This window comes from Catenulispora sp. EB89 (genome assembly GCF_041261445.1).
In the GTDB taxonomy this organism is placed as follows: domain Bacteria; phylum Actinomycetota; class Actinomycetes; order Streptomycetales; family Catenulisporaceae; genus Catenulispora.
Map to the genome: position 1 here is coordinate 125,107 of NZ_JBGCCU010000030.1, position 15,617 is coordinate 140,723.

Consider the following 15,617-nt stretch of genomic DNA (forward strand, 5'->3'; position numbering starts at 1 on the left):
GGTGGGAAGTAACGAATTGCTTCACCACCTGACCGGGAAAGGTAAGCCCGACAGGCGGTGTCGTCAACGGGTATCGATGGTGACCGTTTCGTGGTGCCCGCAGCTGTGTTTCGTGGAGATGTCGGCATCTGGCCGGGTTCCGGCCGCCGATCGAAGCTGGATGTAGCAGAACCTTGACTCTCCGCGATGACGTATCTAGCATCCGCCGTGCCCGCGCCATTCGCGGGGATTCCGCTTGTGCCCGACGCGCCGCCCCGTGCCGCCAACGATGTCGAAAGGGGTGCTCAACTACGGCAATCAGTGGGGGTCCGACGCCGCCGATCACGCTCGTCCCCGCACGTCATCCCCCACCGGGCGGGAATCCGCCCGGCTCCAGCAGGGAGTCACTGTGCGCCATCGTCCCCCGCGCCCGCTGCGCAGCAGACTGCTCGCCGTCGTTTCGACGGTCGGGCTGATGTTCCTCGGCACCGCGGCCGTCGGCACCCCCGCCTCGGCCGCCACCTCGATCACCAACGGCGGCTTCGAGACCGGGAACCTGTCCGGCTGGACCGCCACCGGCGTCACCTCGGTCACCACCACGAACCCGCACTCCGGTACGTACGCTGCGATGCTCGGCTCGACCAGCCCGAGCAACACCTCCTCGATCGTGCAGTCGTTCACCGCGCCGGCGACGAGTCCGTCGCTGTCGTTCTGGTACGACGTGACGTGCCCGGACACCGTCACCTACGACTGGGCCACCGCGACGCTGAAGGACACCACGTCCAACACCACGACCACGGTGCTGCCGAAGACCTGCGTGAACCCGACCTCCGGGTGGAAGCAGGTCACGAAGACGCTGACCGCGAACCACAACTACACGCTCGCGCTGACCAGCAAGGACGACAACTACCCGGGCGACCCGACGTACACGCTGTACGACGACGTCGCGCTGTCCGGCGGCGTTCCGAGCAACGACTTCTCGATCAGCGACAGCCCGGCCTCGGCCGCCGTGAACCCCGGCGCGTCGGCGACCTCGACGATCTCCACGGCCGTCACCTCCGGCAGCGCGCAGAGCGTGACGCTGTCCGCGTCGGGCCTGCCGTCCGGCGCGTCGGCGACGTTCTCGACCAACCCGGTCACCGCCGGCGGGTCCTCGACGATGACGGTCGCCACCGCCTCCAGCACTCCGCCTGGCACGTACCCGATCACCGTCACCGGGACCGGCGCCTCGGCCACCCACACGACCACGTTCACCTTGACGGTGAACGGTTCCGGGCCGTCGCTGCAGAAGGTCTCCACCGACCCGTACACCGACACGGATGCCCAGCACGCCACCGAAGTCGAGCCTGACACGTTCGCCTACGGCAGCACGGTCGTCGCGGCGTACCAGGTCGGCCGGGTCTTCGGCGGCGGCTCGTCGAACCTGGGCTGGGCCACCTCCACCGACGGCGGCAGCACCTGGAGCAACGGCTTCCTGCCCGGCATCACGGTCAACCAGGGCGGCAGCTACGCGCAGGTCTCCGACGCCTCGGTCGCCTACGACGTCAAGCACAACACCTGGATGGTCGCCGGCCTGCCGATCGACTCCTCCGGCAACGCCGCGGGCGTCCTGGTGAACCGGTCCACGAACGGCGGCACCACCTGGACCAACCCGGTCAACGCGGTCGGCTTCGACGGCCAGGGCTACGACAAGCAGTGGATCGTCTGCGACGACACGTCCACCAGCCCTTACTACGGCAACTGCTACATCGAGGCCGACAACACCTCGCAGGGCAACGCCGAGCTGATGTCCACCTCCACCGACGGCGGCCAGACCTGGGGCGCCGCGCAGAACCCCGCAGGCGGCCCGTCCGGGCTCGGCGGTCAGCCGCTGGTGCAGCCGAACGGCACCGTGATCGTGCCCTTCTCCACCAACGGATCCGCCATCGAGGCCTTCACCTCCACCAACGGCGGAGGCAGCTGGGGCAGCGTCAACACCATCAGCTCGGTGTCGGTGCACACCGCGAACGGCAGCCTGCGGGACGGCTCCGGGCTGCCCTCGGCCGAGATCGACTCCTCGGGCAAGGTCTACGTGGTCTGGCAGGACTGCCGGTTCCGCTCCGGCTGCCCGGGCAACGACATGGTGATGTCGACCTCGACCAACGGTACGAGCTGGTCGGCCGTCACCCGGATCCCGATCGACGCGGTCACCTCCGGCACCGACCACTTCATCCCGGGCCTGGGCGTCGACCACGCGACCTCCGGCAGCACCGCGAAGCTCGGCCTGTACTACTACGCCTACTCCAACGCCAACTGCACCACCGCGACCTGCCAGATGTCAGTGGGCTACATCTCCTCCGCCGACGGCGGCAGCACCTGGAGCGCCGCGCAGACCGTGGCCGGTCCGATGACCATGGCGCAGATCGCCAACACCAGCCAGGGCTACATGGTCGGCGACTACATCTCCTGCTCGGTCGTGAACGGCAAGGGCGTCGCCCTGTTCGCGGTCGGCAAGAACCCCACCAACGGCCAGGCCTTCGATGAGGGCATGTACACCGTCGGCGGCGGCCTCGCGATGCGCGGCGGCCCGATCCGGGCGACCACCGGACCGGTCTACGCCGTGCCCCAGCACGTGGGGGCGCCGGCGCTCAGGGCCCTGAACTAGGCCCTAGGCGATGCCTGCTCCGGCAGGCTGAACGGCGGCCGTGTCCATCGCCGGTGGTGATGGACACGGCCGCTCGTGTCGGAACTCGACGGGTGGTCAACGGCGGCGGTTGCGCGCGGCGCGGCGGTCGGTCAAGCGCAGCCGCATAGTCGCCTGCCGCGTGATCCCGGGCCCGATGAGGACGCACCTACCTACTGGTTTCGGCCAGAGAAGGGGACTTCCTGAGGACTGGTACGGCCGTTCGACCAATACGGTCAGACTGTGTCGTATAAGTGTTCGGATACGCATGGGCGGGATCGGGAGGGCGCGGGCAGTGCTTTTGGGACGCGATCAGGAGTCCGCGCGGGTCGAGGAGGCGCTGGACCGGGCGTGCTCCGGCAGCGGCGAGATCCTGCTGCTGCGGGGCGATCCGGGCATCGGCAAGAGCGTGCTGTTGGCGCGGACGGTCGAGGGGGCCGCGGAGCGGATGCTCGTGCTGCAGGCGTGCGGCTACGAGACCGACGCCGAGATCGGGTACAGCGTGCTGGCCGATCTGTGCCGGCCGCTGGACGCCGAGATCGCCGAGCTGCCGGAGCTGCTGCGCGAGGCGCTTCAGACCGCGACCGGCGCGGCCGTGGGCAGCGGCGAGGGCAGCAGCGCGTTCGCCGTCGGGCGGGCGCTGACCGTCCTGCTGCAGAACGTGGCCGCGCACCAGCCGGTGCTCATCGCCCTGGACGACGGGCACTGGGCCGACGAGGCCTCGGCCTACGCGCTGGCGTTCGCGGCGCGGCGGCTCGGGGACGCCGCGACCGCCGTGCTGATCACGCTGCGCAACGGCGAGCCGAGCGTCTTCGACGGCCTGGACGCGCCGTCGGTGGAGCTGTCGCCTTTGGTACGCAAGGCGGCCGAGACGCTGATCGGCGCGGAGGCCGCGCGCCGGGTCGGGCCGCGGATGGCCGAGCACATCCACCGCGCCGCCCAGGGCAACCCGCTGGCGCTGCTGGAGCTGGCCGACGCCGCGCTGAGCGGCCGGCTGGACCCGGACGACGACCAGGTCGTGCCGTCCGGTCCGCGGCTGGAGCACGCCTTCGCCACCCGCCTGCGGCGGCTGCCCGAGCGCTGTACCAGGGCCCTGATGGTGGTGGCGACCAGCTTCACCGGTGGGCTGGCCGAGACCGCCGGGGCCATGGCGCGGCTCGGGATGTCCGAGTTCGACCTCGACATGGCGCGGATGGAGCACCTGCTGTGGGAGGACGGGGACCGCTGGCGGATGCGGCACCCGGTGTTCCGCTCCGTCGCCTACCAGCACTACCCGGCCGCTGAGCGGCGCCGGGCGCACCAGGCCTTCGCCGACTGGTTGGCGGACAACGGCGGCGGGGTCTGCGGGACGTTCCTGGCCGACCAGCGGGCCTGGCACGCGGCCGCGGCGGCGCTGCCCGGCGACGAGGCGGCGGCCACCGCGGCGGCGCTGCTGGCCGAGGCCGCCGACGCGGCGCGCTCCCGGGGCGCGCTGGCCGCCGCCCGCCGGGCGTACCTGCGGGCCCGGGAACTCAGCGCCGAGCCCGAGACCATGGCCGCGATGTCGATCGGCGCCGCCGAGTGCGTGCAGGTGTCCGGGGACGTGGAGACCGCGCAGGTGCTGGCGCGCGAGGCGTTGCGCTACTCGCGTTCGCCGGAGGTGGCCAACGCGGCCAACCGGGTCCTGCACCAGATCACGCTGGCCCGGGCCGGCGCGCAGGAGGTGCTGGAGCTGTTCGAGGCCGACGCCGACGCGCTGGGCGCGCACGAGGCCGACCTGGCCGCGTCGTACCTCGGCGCGGCAGCGGCCACCGCGATCACCGCGACGCGGCTGCACGACACGATCCGGCTCAGCGCGAAAGGCGTCGCGCTGACTCCTTCGGGCGTCGGCACCGGCGCCGCCGCGGCCCGCACGATCAGCGCTTTCGGTCTGGTCGGCAACGGCTGCGCCCCCGAGGCGGCGCGCGTCATGGCGGACTACTTCCCGGCGTTCCGCGAGGTGGACCCGTGGCGTCAGAGCTTTGAGACGGTCGGCGTCACCGGAATGGTGCTGGTCTGGCTGGGGATGATCGGACAGGCCGGGGAGTACCTGACGCGCACCGCGCGCCTGCTGCGCCAGGCCGGCGCCGAGGAGCACCTGCCGCTGCTGCTGATCCCGCAGATCCTGCTGGCCATCCGCAAGGGCGACCTCGCCGCCGCGCACGAGGCGGCCGAGGAGTCCCGGCGCCTCGGCGGGGAACTCGGCCAGCGCCAGGTCGCCCCGCTCGCCGTGGCATTGGCGGCGCGCCTGGCCGCGGTGCGCGGCAGCTTCACCCGCGCCCTGGACCTCGCGACCACGACCGAGCAGCTGACCGAGGCGACCGGCGCGAGCTTCTACCGGGACATCGCGAACACCGCCGTGGGCTCCGCCGACCTGGCGCAGGGGCGGTACGAGGAGGCGGCGGCGGTTCTGGCCGCCGTCCGCGAGCGCCTGCACGCCGGCGGGATGATCGAGCACAGCCTGTTCATGCCGACGTTCGGCGACTACATCGAAGCATTGATCCGCCTCGGCGCCGACGACCGGATCCGCGCCGAGCTGGCCGAGGAACTGCCGCGGGTGGAAGGCGGAGGGCTAGCGGCGTCGCTGGCGGTCGTGTACCGGTGCCAGGCGCAGGCACTGCCACCGACAAAAGCAGGACCCTGGTTCGACCGGGCGCTGGCCGCGCACGCGGATTCGGTCGACGCCTTCGAACAGGCGCGGACCCAGCTGGCGTACGGCCGCTTCCTGCGCGAGAACGCGGAATCCGGCGCGGCCGGCCGGCGACTGTCGGCGGCGGCCACGGCGTTCGCCGCGATGGGCGCCGACCCGTGGCTGGAGGAGGCCGAGACCGAGCTGGACCTGCTGGTCCTGCCGGGCGAACTGTCGGGCACGAAGCTGGCCCGCCAGGAGCGGCGCGTCATGCGGCTCGCGGCGGAGGGCGCGACGAACGGCCAGATCTCGGAGGCGCTGGGGATCGCGCCGCAGATCGTGGACCAGTACTTGGAGCAGGTACTGGACAAGCTGGGTGTGCGGCAGCGGTGGGAGTTGGCCGGGCTGCTGCAGAAGGGGTTGGGAGGGTAGGGCGGGACGTGGGGGGGGGGGGTGGCGCCCCCCACGGCCCCGCCGAGGGGGGGGGTGGGCGCCCCGCGGGGCGGCGCCGCCGCGGGGGGAGTGGGGGGTGGCGCGGGGCGTGGCCGTTGGGGCGGGGGCGGGGGGGGGTGTGGGGGGGGGGGGGGCTTGGGGGGTGGGGGGGGTGGGGGGGCACGTTCGTGGCGGTAGAGCCGCCACGAACGTCCCGTCAGAGGCTGCGGATGCGCTCAGCGCGGTACGCCGACTCCGAGTGTGAAGTCGGCGTTGCCTCGCTGCTTCGCCAGGCCGATGATCAGCAGGGCCGCGCCCTCCAGCCACTCCGCCATCGTCAAGTCGCCGGTGTCCAGGGGACGCAGGCCGAGGGTTTCGATGAACGCTGATACGTCGGCTTTGGCGTGCGCGTCGTCGCCAGCGATGAGGACGTCCGCCGGGCGGTCGGGGTCGGCCAGGACTTCGCCGAAGACGACGTCGAACGCCTTCACGACGCGGGCGCTCGCGGGGGCGGCCTGGGCGATCAGCTGCGCGGCGGAGACGCCGCCCGGGGTGACCTTGGCGCTGAGGTCTTCGGTGAGGGGGTTGCTGATGTCGACGATGATCTTGCCGGCCAGTGCGTCCCCGTACTGCGCGAGGATCGGCGCGGCGGCGGCGTGCGGGACCGCGAGGATGACGATGTCGCCGGCCGGGACGGCGCCGAACGCGCCGGCTGTGGCGCCGCCCCCGAGTTTCTTGGCCAGGTCTTCGGCCTTGGCCGAGTCCCGGCCGGTGACCTCGACGAGGTTGCCGCCGCGCACCGCGCGGGCGCCGATCGCCGCGGCCATGGTGCCCAGGCCGATGATGCTGATGGTCCTCATGGTGGGTCTTCCTTTCTTGTCGGGAGGATCGGCTACTTCGCCTGCATCGTCAGCAGGTCGAACTCGTTGCCCTCCGGATCGGCGAACGTGGTCCATCGCGCGCCGGGGAACGAGATCTCGTTGAGGGCCTTGGCGCCCAGGCCGCGCAGCCGCTCGCGCTCGGTGTCGTAGTTCTCGGTGAGCAGGTCGAGGTGGAGCCGGTTCTTGCCGGCCTTGGCCTCGGGCACCTTGTTGAAGAACAGCAGCGGGCCGTTCGCCGGGTCGGTGGCTTCGACCACCACGTTCTCCGGGGTCGGGCCGGGGCTGACGGGGCGGTCGAGGACCTTGCCCCAGAACTCCGCGAGGGGGGCGGGGTCGGCGCAGTCGATGCTCAGGGCGAAGACGCCGAGGCCGGTCGTCGGGGCTTGCGTGGTCATGGCTGGTTCCTTCCGGTGGGGCTGTGGTCACGTCGGCGCCGCGGCCGACTGGTTCCACCGTCGGCGGTGCCCTTGAGGGAGGGTCAACAGCGGCTCGCGCGCTTGCCCCTCCCCTTGGGGGAGGGGTGAATACTGGCGAGATGCCTGCCGCGCTGACCATCGGCGATTTCTCCCGAGCCACCCAGCTGAGCGTCAAGACGCTCCGCCACTACCACCGCGTCGGTCTGCTGGCGCCCGCCGACGTCGACGCGGACACCGGCTACCGCTGGTACACCACCGACCAGATCCAGACCGCGCAGGTCATCCGCCGCTTCCGGGACCTGGACATGCCGCTGGTCCAGATCCACGCCGTGCTGGCGGCGCCCGACCTCCCCACGCGCAACGAGCTCATCGCCACGCACATGGCGAGCCTTGAACAGAGCCTGGCGCGTACGCAGTCCGCGGTGGCGTCGCTGCGCGACCTGCTCGCCGGTCCGTCCGCCGTCGGCCCGGTCGGGCAGCGGACGGTCGGCGCGGTGATGACGGCCGCCGTCACCGCCGTCATCACGATGGCGGACCTGGTCCCGTGGTACCTGGGTGCGCTCGGCGAGCTGCACGCCACGCTCGACGCCCGGGGCATGCGGCCGACGGGTCCGGCGGGCGGGCTGTACGCCGGGGAGCTGTTCGCCGACGAGCGCGGCGAGGCCACCGTCTTCGTGCCGACCGCGACCGAGGTCCCGCGCCTGGGACGGGTCGAACCCGCCGTCGTGCCGGCCGCCGAGCTCGCGGTCATCGAGCACCGCGGCTCGCTCGCCGACGTCGACCGGGCCTACGGCGCGCTGGCCGCGCACGTCGCGAACCACGAGCTGCGGCTGGACGGCCCCATCCGCGAGTACTACGTCGTCGGCCGGCAGGACACCGCCGACGAGAAGGCGTGGCGCACCGACGTCTGCTGGCCGGTCTTCAGCACCGGTGTGGCAAACGGAACAGCGACGAGCTCCGGGAGTTAACATAACGTTTGGCGTATGGCTGATCAGCAGGCGAACTTGTTCGGGGATATTGCCCCTGTGAGTGGAGAACCGACCGAACCGCAGCCCACCGATTCCTACGACGCCGCCGACGGCCCCGAGCAGCAGCGCGACTGGAACCTCGCCGACGTGACCGCCACCGGCGGTCTGCGCATCGAGGAGGCGGACGACGACGACCCGATCCTCATAGGCGCCGACGGCGTGCCGGTGGACACCTGGCGCCAGGACTACCCGTACCGCGAGCGCCTGGACCGTCTCGTGTACGAGCACGACAAGCGTCTCCTGCAGATCGAGCTCCTGAAGCTCCAGAACTGGATCAAGGACACCGGCGGCCGCCTGGTGATCCTGTTCGAGGGCCGGGACGCCGCGGGCAAGGGCGGCACCATCAAGCGCTTCACCGAGCACCTCAACCCGCGCGGCGCGAGGGTCGTCGCCCTGGAGAAGCCCACCGAGCGCGAGCGCACCCAGTGGTACTTCCAGCGCTACGTGACCCACCTGCCGGCGGCCGGCGAGATCGTGATGTTCGACCGCTCCTGGTACAACCGCGCCGGCGTCGAGCGCGTCATGGGCTTCTGCGACCCGGCCGAGTACCTGGAGTTCATGCGCCAGGCGCCGGAGTTCGAGCGGATGCTGGTCCGCGACGGCATCACGCTGGTGAAGTTCTGGTTCTCCGTCTCGCAGGCCGAGCAGCGCACCCGGTTCCTGATCCGCCAGGTCGACCCGGTCCGCCAGTGGAAGCTGAGCCCGATGGACCTGGCCTCGCTGGAGCGCTGGCAGCAGTACACCGACGCGAAGGAGGCGATGTTCTTCTACACCGACACCGCCGACGCGCCCTGGACCGTGATCAAGAGCAACGACAAGAAGCGCGCCCGGCTCGCAGCGATGCAGCACGTGCTCTCGCTGTTCCCGTACGCCAACAAGGACACCGAGATCGCCCAGACGCCCGATCCGCAGATCCTCGGCTCCGCCGCCCTGCTGTCCGAGCGCAGCGATGCCGATCCGCACCGGGTGCTGCCGCGTCTGTCCAAAGCCTGAAACGTGCTGTGATCACGGTCATCGCTGTATTCGCTGTATTCGCTGTCATCGCGGCGATCGCGGCGATCGCTGCGATCACCGGAGAAAGCCCTCGTAGTTGTGCTGCTGAAGCTGCGACTCGATCTGCTTCACGGTCTCCAGGCCGACCCCGACCATGATCAGGATCGTGGTGCCGCCGAACGGGAACGACGCGCTCGCGTGCAGCCGGTCGAGGGCGATCATCGGGATCGCCGCGATCACCGCCAGGTAGAGCGCGCCGGGCCACATGATGCGGGTCGAGGTGTAGCGCAGGTACTCGACGGTCGGCCGGCCGGCGCGGATGCCGGGGACGAAGCCGCCGTACTTCTTCATGTTGTCGGCGATCTCCACGGCGTCGAACGTGATCGACATGTAGAAGAAGGCGAAGCCGAGGATCAGCAGGAGGTAGCTGAGCGTGTAGGTCAGCGGGTACCCGTGCACCGTGGTCGTGAACTGCCGGTTGATCCAGCCCTGCCAGCCCTTCGTCGCGGTCTGGCCGCCGGTCAGGCCGACCAGCATCACCGGCATCTGCAGCACCGACGAGGCGAAGATGACCGGCACGACGCCCGGCTGGTTCAGCTTCAGCGGGATGTACGTCGACGAGCCCCCGTAGGCGCGCCGGCCGATCATGCGCTTGGAGTACTGCACCGGGATCCGGCGCTGGCCCTGCTCGACGAACACCACCGCGGCCACGGTCAGCACGCCCAGCACCAGCACGGCGCAGAACACCGGCCAGCCGTCCAGGGTGTGCGAGGCCAGCTTGATCGCCCACAGCGAGGTGGGGAACCTGGCGGCGATCGAGGTGAACATCAGGACCGACATCCCGTTGCCGACGCCGCGGTCGGTGACCAGTTCCCCGAGCCACATCAGCAGCGAGGTCGCGGCCGTCATGATGATGACCATCACGACCGTGCCCTCCCAGGTCACCGTGGGATAGAAGACGGCGGTGGTGCTGCACCTGCTGCCGAGCAGGTAGCCGGGGTTGTTGCGGGCCGCGGTCAGTGTCATCGTCGATTCCAGGACCGACAGGCCGATCGTCAGGTAGCGCGTGTACTGCGTGATCTTCGCCTGGCCGGTCTGGCCCTCCTGCTTGAGGGCCTCCAGGCGCGGGATCACGACCGTGAGCAGCTGCAAGATGATCGAGGCCGTGATGTAGGGCGTGATGCCGAGCGCGAAGATGGACAGTTGCAGGAGCGCGCCGCCGGAGAACAGGTTGAGCAGGCCGAAGGCCTGGCTGCTCGTGCCCGACTGGGCTGAGGCCCCGGTGCAACTGGCCAGCGCTCTGGTGTTCACGCCGGGCAGCGGTATGTGCGCGCCGAAGCGGTAGACGGCCATGATGGCCAGCGTGAACAGTAGCTTTCTTCGCAAATCGGGCGTGCGGAACGCGCGGAAGAACGCGGTGAGCATCGACGGCCCTCCGGGGGAGACGAATATCTAAGGTGTTTCGGGCAGCTGGAATCGCCTGATGGCCTGGAACGGCCTGGATGACTTGGGTGACTTGGGTGACTTGCGTGGTACTTGGGTGGTGCGAGCGGTTTTACGCCGGCCGGTTCTCCCGGCCCGGTCCTACAGCCAGGCGGCCTTCCTGAGCGTGGTCAACGTGCCGCGGTGCGCGGTACGCCAGGTCGTGATGGCGTTCGCGACGGACGCGGTGACGGTCGAGGTGGGCTCGGCGGTCGTGTCAGACGTCGTGGACGGCGCGCCGGCCCCCGAAGGCGTCCGGAGGTCCGGCAGATCGGGACCCGTGTTCCCGCCGTGCGTGCCGCTGCCCGGGATGGTCGTGGGCCGGGCCGCCGCGCCCGATTCGTTCAGCGCGTAGGCGGTGCCCAGCCCGATCGCCGCCGCGGCGGCCGCCGACCCCACGGCCTTGCCGACCGTCCGGTGCCGCCGCACGCGCCGGCCGCGGTCGAGCGCGCGGCGGGTCATCGCGTCGACGTCGGGCCGGCACTCGGCCGCGGTGGCGTCGAAGGCCGCGCGCACCGTTCCCGTGCCGTCGGCGGCGGTCTCGAAGATGTCGGTGGACACTGGTGGGCCGTCCTTCCTTCTGGTGCGTCTGCTGGGATCGGTGGCCGGTGGCCGGTGGCCGGTGGCCGGTGGCCGGCGGCTAGCCGGGGAGCCGTTCGGGGAACACCTCGCCGAGCGCGAGACGCAGCCGGCCGAGGGCCCGCGAGGACTGGGTGCGGACGGAGGCGGAGCTGATGCCCAGGACCGTCGCGACGTCCTCGACGCTGAGGTCCTCCCAGTACCGGAGCACGACCACGGCCCGGTCCTTGGCGGACAGGTTCGCCAGCTCCGCGAGCAGGGTCAGCCGCACCGCGGAGTCGACGTCCTCGATGATCCGCTCCGGCGGATCGGCGATCGGCTGCTCCGTCGAGCGCTTCCGGCGGCGCTGGCTGATGAAGGTGCGGGTGAGGACGGTCTGCGCGTAGGCGGCGGGGTTCTCGACCCTGCTGACCCGGCGCCAGGCCAGGTACACCTTGACGAGCGTGTCCTGGGTGAGGTCTTCGGCGAGGTGCCAGTCGCCGCCGGCCAGGAAGTACGCGGTACGGAAGAGTCGGGCCCCGTGTGCGGCAGTGAACTCCTGGAAGGCCTGCCGGTCATCCTTCATCTCCCCTTGCCTTCATCGGCCGTGCTGGTTGACGTCCACATAACTTTCAACGCGCGAGGGCGCGCGCCTTGTGACAGCTTTCGGCGAGGAATTCCGGGGCGGGTCGGAGCGGCGGCGTCGCTACTAACTTCTTTCGCCGTTTTTGCTGGTTAGACTGGAAGGCGAGGGCCGGGATGACCGGCGAAGGTGCGCCAGGAAGGTGGAACGTGTCGATGGTGACCATGGTGACCATGCCGATGGCGGAGCCCGCCGATGAGCAACTGTTGCTGAACCTTCTCAACACGACGCCGGTGGTGGACGGGCACGAGCAGGACGACCTCGCCGACTTCGCGCTGGCGCGGCAATGGCTGGCGGCCAACGGGCAGAAGGCGACGAAACAGGAGTGGCAGGGGCTGCTCGACGTTCGGACGGTGCTGCAGGCGATCGTGCGCGGCGAGCAGAGCCCGACGGCGCTCGCGCCGTTCCTGGTCGAGGTCGGCTACTGGCCGCGTGCCACGGCGGACGGCCTCGACTGGGATCTGCGCGCTCCCGGGGGGCGCGTCGCGGCGGCGAAGGCCGTGATCGCCTGGGACGCGTTGCGGGTTTCGAGCCCGGGGCGGCTTCGGGCCTGTGCGAATCCCGAGTGCCAGCTGTTCCTGATCGATCGGAGCAAGCCGAACAGTGCGAAGTGGTGCTCGATGGCCGTGTGCGGCAACCGGATGAAGGCGCGGCGGCACTACCACCGCGCCGGCGAGACGGCGTAGGCGCGAGGTTCGCTCTGCAGATCCACGGCTATCTCCGCACCTAACCTCTAAACTCATCTTGACAGGTTAGATCGAGCGCGGTTGACTGAGACACGTCACCGCCCGAGCCGTCAAGGAGATGCGAAATGAGCAACGGAGTGGACTACCGGTCTGCCGAGGTCGACGGCCTGAAGGTCTTCTACCGCGAGGCGGGTCCGGTGGATGCGCCGGTCGTGCTGCTGCTGCACGGATTCCCGACTTCCGGCCACATGTTCCGGGACCTGATCCCGGCCCTGGCCGAGCGTTACCGCGTCATCGCCCCGGACCTGCCGGGCTTCGGCCGGTCCGGGATGCCGGACCGCGAGGAGTTCGACTACACCTTCGCGCACATCGCCGAGGTCATCGACCGGTTCACCGAGGAGATCGGGCTCGACCGGTACGCCATCTACGTGTTCGACTACGGCGCGCCGACCGGTCTCCGGCTGGCGACCATGCACCCGGAGCGGATCACGGCGATCATCTCGCAGAACGGCAACGCCTACGAAGAGGGCCTGAGCGACGGCTGGACGCCGATCCGCGCCTACTGGGAGGACCGGTCGCAGGCCAACCGCGAAGCGCTGCGCACCTTCCTGTCGCCGGAGATGGTGGCGTGGCAGTACACACACGGCACCCCCGAGACCGCGACGGTCTCCCCGGACGGATACAGCCTCGACAGCTACTACCTCGCGCGCCCCGGCGCCGACGAGGTGCAGCTGGACCTGATGGGCGACTACAAGTCGAACGTGGAGCTGTACCCGGCCTTCCAGGAGTACTTCCGCAAGCACACGCCGCCGCTGCTCGCCGCGTGGGGCCGCAACGACCCCTTCTTCCTGCCAGCCGGAGCCGAGGCCTACCGCCGCGACAACCCGAACGCCACGGTGCGCTTCTTCGACACCGGCCACTTCGCGCTCGAGACGCACGCCGACGAGATCGCCGCCGCGATCCTCGATTTCCTGGCTGACGCAGGACTCTAAGGTACTTAGGAGCCAGTCATGACCAGCGAGACCATCACCGTCGTGGTCCGCTGACGTCGCTGGATGACGACGCTGGATGACGATGTGGCGGCGCTCGACCCCGCGATGGTGAAGGGCGACGTGGCGATGCCCGATCGCGTAGTCGAGCACGATGACGGGCCGGTTGTGGCGGCAGGGACGCTACTGGGCGCCAGCATTGGTCGTAGCCGGGTTGCGGACGTTCGCGCGCTGGTTGAGGAGCAGACGTGGCTGCGCGGTGTACCGGCCGGGGCGTGGGACGCGATGGGGGAGGAGGGCAAGCAGGCGTACTTCGAGCACTTCCGGACGCACTATCCGGCGCGGCGGATCGGTACCTCGCAGGACATCGCGGACGCCGTGCTGTTCGCGATGACGAACCCGTTCCTCACTGGCGTCACGTTGCGTGTTGACGGCGGAGAGCCGCTGACCTGAGCTGACGAAGCCGAGGCGAGCCGGGTCGAGCCGAGCAGTGCCGAGCCGAGCAGTGCCGAGCCGAGCCGGGCAGTGCCGAGCGCCGCATCCGGCCTCATCAGGTGCGATGCGGAGGCGTACTCTGCGGTTCGTGATCCTCGAAGCCGCATATCTGCTGCCGGCCGCGGTGTGGACCGGCTCCATGACCTACAGCCTGGCCGTCGTGCAGCCGCGCAGTGCGCGGTTCTTCCGCGACGACGATCAGCTGGAGGAGTTCCTGACAGTCCTCGCGCACGGGAACCGCTGGCGCGTGCTGGCGATGGCGGGGGTGCTGATCGCGAGTGCCACGGCCATCATCGTTGCGTGTCCGTGGGCCGGGGCGCGGGTGGTCTACGGCATCGCGCTCGCGTTGGACGTGGCGGCGACGGCCGTGTTCGTGCACGTGTCGTGGCGCCACTGGCCGGCACGCGTCTTCGCCCTCCCGGAGGAGCGCCCGGACTTCCGGCGCCGGCTGAAGACGAGTGCGAGGGCGATCTGGCTGCTGGTCGGCGCCGGGTTCGTGCTCACGCTGGTGGCGAGCGTGGGGCGCGGCTAGGTGCGGGTGGTCGTCGCGGGATCGAGCGGGCTGATCGGCGGCGCGCTGTGTGCGGCATATCGCGAGGACGGCCACGACGTGGTCCGGCTGGTCCGCCGACCGACGCAGGCCCCTGATGAGGTGCAGTGGGATCCCGCACGCCTCGATCCCCGCCTCGTCGACCGCGCCGACGTCGTGATCAACCTGGCCGGCGCCTCGCTCGGCGACCGCCGCTGGAACGCCGACTACCGCGACCTGATCGCCGCCAGCCGCATCGACACCGCGACGGCGCTGGCCACGATGACGGCACGCGCCGCGGCACCACCGCGCGTCCTGGTCTCGATGTCCGGCATCAGGTACTACGGCGTCGACCGCGGCGACGAAGAACTCACCGAGGCGAGCACGCCGGGAACCGACGGGTTCCTGCCGCGCGTGACGTCGCAGTGGGAGGCTGCCACGCGGCCTGCCGCTGAAGTCGGCGTTCGCGTCTGCCACCTGCGGACGGCTCTCGTGTTGTCGGCCACCGGCGGCCTGGTGCCGCGACTGGCGACACCGTTCCGCTACGGCCTCGGCACCACGCTCGGATCGGGCCGGGCCTATTGGAGCTTCCTGACACTTCACGACACCGTCGCGGCCATCCGTTTCCTGGCCGAGCATCCGCAGACCGAAGGGCCCTACAACCTCTCGTCGCCGACACCGATCCGCGCGAGCGACTTCACGAACGCGCTGGCCTCGGCGCTCGGCAAACCGGCGTGGCTGCGCCTACCGGTCTGGGCGTTGCGCGTGGGAGTCGGACAGATGGGGCCGGAAGTGCTGGGCAGCCTGCGAGTCCTGCCGGAGCGGTTGACTGCGGCCGGGTTCCGGTTCCGTGACGCGGATATCGAGTCCGCGCTGAGCGCGGCGCTTCGGGAACGCCCGACCTCCGGCTAGCGGCCGACATCCATCGCGCGCAGGACACACTGCACCGCACCGCCGACGCCACGCTGCCCACGCTACGCAGCCCCGACCGCCGACGCCGCACCGCCCGCACCACTCACGCCGCACCACCATCGATACCGCACCCGCTCATGCCGCGCCGCCCGCGCGCACCGCCGACGCCGCGCAGCCCTGACCGCCGACGCGGCACCGACCCGGACGAGGAACACCTCGCCCTGCGCACCGCCACCCAGCTGGCCGCGACGCTGATGCGGGTCTGCTCCGACACCACCTCCGAGG

14 protein-coding genes are annotated in these 15,617 nt (G+C 70.7%); 9 read left to right on the forward strand and 5 right to left on the reverse strand.

Annotated features, from left to right (window positions below; all coding sequences use genetic code 11):
- The first annotated feature begins 388 nt into the window (after positions 1 to 388).
- Both ABH920_RS42290 and ABH920_RS42295 read left to right on the forward strand, forming a co-directional pair.
- Positions 389 to 2,623, forward strand: coding sequence for a hypothetical protein (locus tag ABH920_RS42290; protein WP_370354953.1), 2,235 nt, complete (start codon positions 389 to 391; stop codon positions 2,621 to 2,623).
- A 313-nt stretch (positions 2,624 to 2,936) separates the two neighbouring features.
- The gene (locus tag ABH920_RS42295) at positions 2,937 to 5,720 is read left to right on the forward strand and encodes an AAA family ATPase (RefSeq protein ID WP_370354954.1); all 2,784 of its coding nucleotides are present in this window, start codon (positions 2,937 to 2,939) and stop codon (positions 5,718 to 5,720) included.
- Positions 5,721 to 5,956: 236 nt separating this feature from the next.
- On the opposite strand, the gene ABH920_RS42300 is transcribed toward ABH920_RS42295, so the two are convergent.
- Positions 5,957 to 6,580 carry an NADPH-dependent F420 reductase gene (locus tag ABH920_RS42300; RefSeq protein WP_370354955.1) on the reverse strand — a complete coding sequence of 208 codons (624 nt, stop codon included), beginning with the start codon at positions 6,578 to 6,580 and terminating at the stop codon, positions 5,957 to 5,959.
- 32 nt (positions 6,581 to 6,612) lie between these two features.
- On the reverse strand, positions 6,613 to 6,996 hold the full coding sequence (locus tag ABH920_RS42305) for a VOC family protein (protein ID WP_370354956.1): 384 nt from the start codon (positions 6,994 to 6,996) through the stop codon (positions 6,613 to 6,615).
- A 140-nt stretch (positions 6,997 to 7,136) separates the two neighbouring features.
- Between ABH920_RS42305 and ABH920_RS42310 the strand changes: the two genes are divergently transcribed.
- Positions 7,137 to 7,985 (forward strand): MerR family transcriptional regulator, encoded by an 849-nt coding sequence (locus ABH920_RS42310; RefSeq protein WP_370354957.1) that lies wholly within the window; start codon positions 7,137 to 7,139, stop codon positions 7,983 to 7,985.
- A gap of 147 nt (positions 7,986 to 8,132) precedes the next feature.
- Complete coding sequence (gene ppk2, locus ABH920_RS42315; protein WP_370354970.1) at positions 8,133 to 9,038, forward strand: polyphosphate kinase 2; 906 nt, start codon at positions 8,133 to 8,135, stop codon at positions 9,036 to 9,038.
- A gap of 75 nt (positions 9,039 to 9,113) precedes the next feature.
- On the opposite strand, the gene secY is transcribed toward ppk2, so the two are convergent.
- The 3 genes from secY to ABH920_RS42330 form a co-directional block, all read right to left on the reverse strand.
- Positions 9,114 to 10,463 (reverse strand): preprotein translocase subunit SecY, encoded by a 1,350-nt coding sequence (secY, locus tag ABH920_RS42320; protein WP_370354958.1) that lies wholly within the window; start codon positions 10,461 to 10,463, stop codon positions 9,114 to 9,116.
- A gap of 159 nt (positions 10,464 to 10,622) precedes the next feature.
- Entirely contained in the window at positions 10,623 to 11,081 is a 459-nt protein-coding gene (locus tag ABH920_RS42325; RefSeq protein WP_370354959.1) for a hypothetical protein, read from the reverse strand.
- Between the two features lie 79 nt (positions 11,082 to 11,160).
- Positions 11,161 to 11,664 carry a SigE family RNA polymerase sigma factor gene (locus ABH920_RS42330; protein WP_370354960.1) on the reverse strand — a complete coding sequence of 168 codons (504 nt, stop codon included), beginning with the start codon at positions 11,662 to 11,664 and terminating at the stop codon, positions 11,161 to 11,163.
- A 212-nt stretch (positions 11,665 to 11,876) separates the two neighbouring features.
- Between ABH920_RS42330 and ABH920_RS42335 the strand changes: the two genes are divergently transcribed.
- The 5 genes from ABH920_RS42335 (at position 11,877) to ABH920_RS42355 (ending at position 15,332) form a co-directional block, all read left to right on the forward strand.
- The gene (locus ABH920_RS42335) at positions 11,877 to 12,407 is read left to right on the forward strand and encodes a CGNR zinc finger domain-containing protein (RefSeq protein WP_370354961.1); all 531 of its coding nucleotides are present in this window, start codon (positions 11,877 to 11,879) and stop codon (positions 12,405 to 12,407) included.
- A gap of 125 nt (positions 12,408 to 12,532) precedes the next feature.
- Positions 12,533 to 13,399, forward strand: coding sequence for an alpha/beta fold hydrolase (locus ABH920_RS42340; RefSeq protein WP_370354962.1), 867 nt, complete (start codon positions 12,533 to 12,535; stop codon positions 13,397 to 13,399).
- Positions 13,400 to 13,462: 63 nt separating this feature from the next.
- Positions 13,463 to 13,849 (forward strand): hypothetical protein, encoded by a 387-nt coding sequence (locus ABH920_RS42345; protein ID WP_370354963.1) that lies wholly within the window; start codon positions 13,463 to 13,465, stop codon positions 13,847 to 13,849.
- 130 nt (positions 13,850 to 13,979) lie between these two features.
- Positions 13,980 to 14,423 (forward strand): hypothetical protein, encoded by a 444-nt coding sequence (locus ABH920_RS42350; RefSeq protein WP_370354964.1) that lies wholly within the window; start codon positions 13,980 to 13,982, stop codon positions 14,421 to 14,423.
- Positions 14,424 to 15,332, forward strand: a complete 909-nt coding sequence (locus ABH920_RS42355) for a TIGR01777 family oxidoreductase (RefSeq protein WP_370354965.1) — start codon at positions 14,424 to 14,426, stop codon at positions 15,330 to 15,332. It begins immediately after the preceding gene.
- The last annotated feature ends 285 nt before the right edge of the window (positions 15,333 to 15,617 follow it).

Excerpts from the sequence above, each read along its gene's own strand:
- ABH920_RS42300 (WP_370354955.1), bottom strand. The coding sequence starts at position 6,580 with ATGAGGACCATCAGCATCATCGGCCTGGGCACCATGGCCGCGGCGATC.
- ABH920_RS42310 (WP_370354957.1), top strand. The coding sequence starts at position 7,137 with ATGCCTGCCGCGCTGACCATCGGCGATTTCTCCCGAGCCACCCAGCTG.
- ABH920_RS42305 (WP_370354956.1), bottom strand. The coding sequence starts at position 6,996 with ATGACCACGCAAGCCCCGACGACCGGCCTCGGCGTCTTCGCCCTGAGC.
- ABH920_RS42345 (WP_370354963.1), top strand. The coding sequence starts at position 13,463 with ATGACGACGCTGGATGACGATGTGGCGGCGCTCGACCCCGCGATGGTG.
- secY (WP_370354958.1), bottom strand. The coding sequence starts at position 10,463 with ATGCTCACCGCGTTCTTCCGCGCGTTCCGCACGCCCGATTTGCGAAGA.
- ABH920_RS42340 (WP_370354962.1), top strand. The coding sequence starts at position 12,533 with ATGAGCAACGGAGTGGACTACCGGTCTGCCGAGGTCGACGGCCTGAAG.
- ABH920_RS42330 (WP_370354960.1), bottom strand. The coding sequence starts at position 11,664 with ATGAAGGATGACCGGCAGGCCTTCCAGGAGTTCACTGCCGCACACGGG.
- ABH920_RS42335 (WP_370354961.1), top strand. The coding sequence starts at position 11,877 with ATGGTGACCATGGTGACCATGCCGATGGCGGAGCCCGCCGATGAGCAA.